Source organism: Thermodesulfobacteriota bacterium (assembly GCA_039028315.1).
Classification (GTDB): Bacteria; Desulfobacterota_D; UBA1144; order Nemesobacterales; family UBA2774; genus CR02bin9.
On record JBCCIH010000188.1, the window covers coordinates 1 to 4,629 of the forward strand.

Below are 4,629 nucleotides of genomic sequence, written 5' to 3' on the forward strand. Positions count from 1 at the left end.
GTCAATCTAACAATATCTATGATAATAAGTATGACTAAAAATTTCAAATATTATTTTGCTGCATTATAATCCTATCAAACATTTTTTATGATAAGATGTCCGAGGAGACATTCAAACTACTAAGACTTAGTCATATATAGATTTCTTATTGCGTAATGCTAAAAGTTAATAAAAGAACAATATAATGGGCGATAATTTTACAGAGCATCAGCAAAAGTGGGCATTTAGACTAGCATTTGCTGTAATTATTTTAAGCTGGCTGTCCATTAAAATTTCCATGCCTGCGTTGCCAAAGCTCTCAGAGGTCTTTGACAGCTCAACTCAAGGGGTTCAGCTCTCGGTTACAATTTTCTTTGTCTTTTTTGCTCTCTCTCAGCCAATCTGGGGCGGGATTGGTCAAAAAATCGGGTGCAGGCCGACTTTGCTGATCGGAGTAATAATAAGCATTATCGGCTCACTGATAGCGATGCTTGCTTTTGATTTGCCATCTTATATAGTGGGCCGATCACTCGAAGGGCTGGGAATGGGAAGCGCCTCACCGATTGCCAGAACAATCCTAACCCAAGTGTTTGACCGAAAGAATCTGGCGAAATCGATGGGAACTATAAGCGGCGTTGCATCAACTATGCCGGCTGTGGCCCCGATAATTGGAGGTTACTTACTGGCTTGGATCGATTGGCGCGCGATATTTGCATTTTTCCTGATCTTAACTGTCTTATATCTTCTTATAGCTTTAAGGGATTTACCTGAGGCCATATTTTATTCAGAGAAACATCCGGCCCCGACAAACGATAAGTTGTTTGGCTACTATCTTTCGATTTTAAAAAGCACTTCATTTTGGGGATATGCACTTTGTTATGGAGTGATGACCGGAGGATTAATAGGGTACTATTCAGCCGCGCCCTATTGGTTTGTATCTCAGTTAGGCATTGCAGCAGATCAGTATGCATATTTCACAGTACCCACAGTTGTGCTCTATATATTTGGCCTGTTCGTAAACCGTATGCTGTTAAAAAAACACGATATAGAAAAACTCCTTTTCCTAGGAATGCTATCAGCACTAATAGCTGCACTAATTACTTTTGGTATGGCCTCACTAAATTTATCAGGTTTGGTCTCTATTATCATAGTGCTGAGCTTGTTTGGGTTTAGTGCAGGCTTAGTAATGCCCTCAGTAAACGCGGGGGCGATGGCTGAATTTAAGGACGTTGCGGGTCCAGCTTCTGCCCTCTTAGTAATGACAGTGTTTGGAGTCTCTGCAATAACAGCTAGCTGGGCTATGAGAATCAACATAATAAACTCACTGTGGTCAGTTGCGCTATATTTGGGAGTTTTAGCTATTGTTGGGCTTTGTGCAAATTACTTTTGGGTTTGGATTCCATATAAAAATGCTGAAAACCAAAAGAATCAATAAGTAGGTACAATTACTCTTATGAATTCAGTTGTAATAATCGGCGCAGGAATATCAGGTCTTACTTGTGCTCATATACTAAAAGAGTCAGGTTTTAGCGTCACAGTAGTTGATAAAGCTAGAGGCGTTGGCGGCAGAATGGCTACCAGGAGAACTGAATCTGCGGCTAACCCAGGCAAAGAGGCAATATTTGATCATGGCGCTCAGTTTTTTACAGTAAGAGATCCACGGTTCACAATGTATGTTGAAAAGTGGCTTTCCCAGGGAGTAGTTAAAGAGTGGTGCAGAGGGTTTGATCCAAACAGATCCTCACAAGATGGATATCCCAGATACGTAGGCACTAACGGGATGACAAGCGCTCCAAAATTACTTGCGTCTGATCAAAATGTTGTCTTAAATTCCAAGGTACTCAGCATTTCTACAGTCAAAGAAAAATGGTCAGTAAGCAGCGAGGATGGCAAAGAGTTTATTAGTGATATTGTGATACTTACTCCTCCATTGCCGCAATCTCTTGATATCATTGACAGCGGCAACTTCGAGCTTGAGCAAACAATTAGGACTGAGCTTGAGTTAATTAGTTACGATCCTTGTATCGCGGTGCTTGCCGAGATTGATGGACCTAGTCAAATACCTGACCCCGGTGCAGTTCAAATAAACGGGACAGTGGTTTCATGGATTTGTGATAATTCAAAGAAAGGTATTTCAGAGGATGTTAATACTATTACAATTCATTCATCCGGGAATTTTGCAAGGGACAATTGGGATAGGAATAGTGATGACTTAGCTAAGGACATACTTAATGAGGTGTCTGATTTAATTGGTTCTCAAATCATTAGCACTCAGGTTCATAAATGGAAATATTGTATACCGACAAATCCGCTTAATAACTATTTTTTAGTAGGCAGCAATGTGCCGAATCTAATATTTTGTGGAGAGGCTTTTGGAGGTGCCAAGGTTGAAGGCGCTTTCTTGTCTGGCCTCAAAACCGCTGAAGAATTAATTGCAATAAATCAAAAATAGCTACTTTGACTTTCTGTAGCCCAGCATTGTTTTTTGGTTCTATTTAATTTTTATCCACTTATCGATTTAACTCCCGTCGATCCTTGTTGCTGTGAAATTATTTCTTTAAACTATAGGATTAGCTCTTAGGTGGAGTAACTTGTATACCTTTAGCTCTCTTAAATGCTTCCGCACCATCCTCGGTTCTAAATAACTGGGTTGTTTCCATTTTAGTAACAAATCCCATTGCCTTTACTGCGGCAAGAACGCTAAGAGCAGATTCGCCATCGGGTGTTTCATAAATACAAACCCCATCATACTCACCAAAGCAAAAATAGTAATCCAGTAATTTACCGCCAGCTTGTTCTATGTGCTGTGCAATCTTTTCTTTGCGTCCATCAGCGGATTTAATCATATTGGACATGGCTTCGGACGAATAAACGTTTCTTGTCATGTATATAGGCATATCTTTCCTCCTAAATATTGATGTTCATAATATCCCATATATTAATTTCAATTACTATTAATACATTGTTAATGCTAGGTGAGAAATTAAAATTATTTAAATTTTTTGAATGGCTGGTCTATATATGTATTTTTATGATATGATATATATCTAAGGTGGAAAACTAAATCCAAAACCCTGAGACTATCACAAGATGGCGGTAGGTTTGGAGGGAATCCCAGGGCGTTTGGAATAATAAAAATATATATACACTTCTAAATTATGCAAGGAAATATTTTCCTCATTTAGTTATTCAAACAAGATAAAATTGGTAAGTCTCTATGATTATTAAGAATCTATCAACCAGCGTGCATCAAATTATTTAGATTTTTCCTTACAATTCATTGTTTGGCTATCAAATCCCCACTTAATTCTAACTTCTTTGCCCTTCATCCATACGGTTTCATTTCGTCCTTGGTACACAGATCCGCTTGCAGAAGGCTCTTTATACATCAGGGATTGGCTATCACCATATTCAGCAACCAGCGTAGAAGGGTCTGTATCATAGATAGTTATCACTAGCTCTTTTGCAGGGTTGTCATCACAGCTATACAAAATAGGCCCGGAATTATAGGTCAGTTGATATCTTGCCTGAAGCTCAGCTATTCTGAGCATATAGTTTGTCTTAATACAGTCTTTTTCATTTTCACTCTTCCAGCAATCGTTACGTCCCTTTATCCAGCCTCTTTGCTCAGCTTTAAGAACTGAAGGCTTCTCATTCTTGGCTTTTTCCTCAGCCTCTTTATATACTTTGGCAAGTTCTCTATCCAGCCTAGATAGTTCAGGGTCATTGCATATTATCTCTTCAACGCTTCCTTTCTCTGTCTTTGAACAGTCAAAAGACGGTGATGACTCGTCTGCATAAGAAAAATTGACAAGCCCAAATGAAATAATAAAAGTGTAGAGAGTGGTTTTGATAAATAGTCTTAAAATCATATACTGCCTCCGGCAAAATAATTTGTTAAAAAGGAAATCCAAAAGTAATTGTAAAAGCATTTAAATCGCCAAATCTATATCCAGCGCCAATTCTTGGGTTACTTATAACCCATAGTTTAAGTGGAGTTGCTGAGCCAATTGTGCCTGCAATCTCATATTGGTTCTCTACCTTAAGAGGGCTTCTTAAAAATCTTGAAAACTCTGCATCAGGTAAGTAGCGGTAGTAGATAAAGAACACGCTCATATCCGGCTCATATCCCTTTATCTTAAAGCCAAGCGGGTGAAGCACTTCAGCACCGTTTTCCAGCACACCGAATGACTCGTCGGGAACGTCATCAATAAAAGTAGTATTACCCGCCCACAAAATTGCATTACCAATACTAAACTTAAACCTCTCCCAGAAAATCTCATATAGACTCCTAAGACCAACTGTATATACATAGATCTTATTATTGTCTAAGTTAATATTTGCGGGCCTCACCTTATCTGCAACGCTCCAGGCTAAACCGACATTTCCAAAGGGCTTTAAGTACCAGTTTTTGAGCACCTCATACTGAAGCTCAACCCCTGGTATGAAGCTGAGTACATGCTGTTCCGCAGTGATTGTGTTGTTCTCATCCAGCTTGCCCTTAAATCTGAACCTGCCGTAGTAAAAAGGGGCCGATAGTCTTATCTTGAGCCTATCGTAATTTGGTATGGCAAAGGTATGCGATATAGGAATCTTAATTACTCTTACATCAAGCCCGCCGATATCATAAGACCCAAAACCCAGCTGAAA

General features: G+C 39.3%; 5 protein-coding genes. 2 read left to right on the forward strand and 3 right to left on the reverse strand.

What is annotated here, in order from left to right:
• Positions 1–184: 184 nt before the first annotated feature.
• Both AAF462_10295 and AAF462_10300 read left to right on the forward strand, forming a co-directional pair.
• The gene (locus AAF462_10295; GenBank protein ID MEM7009511.1) at positions 185–1,414 is read left to right on the forward strand and encodes a Bcr/CflA family efflux MFS transporter; all 1,230 of its coding nucleotides are present in this window, start codon (positions 185–187) and stop codon (positions 1,412–1,414) included.
• Positions 1,415–1,432: 18 nt separating this feature from the next.
• Positions 1,433–2,431: an FAD-dependent oxidoreductase gene (locus AAF462_10300; protein MEM7009512.1), complete on the forward strand. Its 999-nt coding sequence runs from the start codon at positions 1,433–1,435 to the stop codon at positions 2,429–2,431.
• A 118-nt stretch (positions 2,432–2,549) separates the two neighbouring features.
• Here the strand turns inward: AAF462_10300 and AAF462_10305 are convergent, their stop codons facing one another.
• From AAF462_10305 to AAF462_10315, 3 genes are all read right to left on the reverse strand, one after another.
• Complete coding sequence (locus AAF462_10305) at positions 2,550–2,876, reverse strand: GYD domain-containing protein (protein MEM7009513.1); 327 nt, start codon at positions 2,874–2,876, stop codon at positions 2,550–2,552.
• 357 nt (positions 2,877–3,233) lie between these two features.
• Positions 3,234–3,851, reverse strand: a complete 618-nt coding sequence (locus AAF462_10310) for an MliC family protein (GenBank protein MEM7009514.1) — start codon at positions 3,849–3,851, stop codon at positions 3,234–3,236.
• Positions 3,852–3,876: 25 nt separating this feature from the next.
• Positions 3,877–4,629: hypothetical protein (locus tag AAF462_10315; GenBank protein ID MEM7009515.1), on the reverse strand; the 753-nt coding region annotated here is incomplete at its 5' end.

Coding starts and splice junctions, on each gene's coding strand:
- AAF462_10295 (MEM7009511.1), top strand. CDS start 185: ATGGGCGATAATTTTACAGAGCATCAGCAAAAGTGGGCATTTAGACTA.
- AAF462_10300 (MEM7009512.1), top strand. CDS start 1,433: ATGAATTCAGTTGTAATAATCGGCGCAGGAATATCAGGTCTTACTTGT.
- AAF462_10305 (MEM7009513.1), bottom strand. CDS start 2,876: ATGCCTATATACATGACAAGAAACGTTTATTCGTCCGAAGCCATGTCC.
- AAF462_10310 (MEM7009514.1), bottom strand. CDS start 3,851: ATGATTTTAAGACTATTTATCAAAACCACTCTCTACACTTTTATTATT.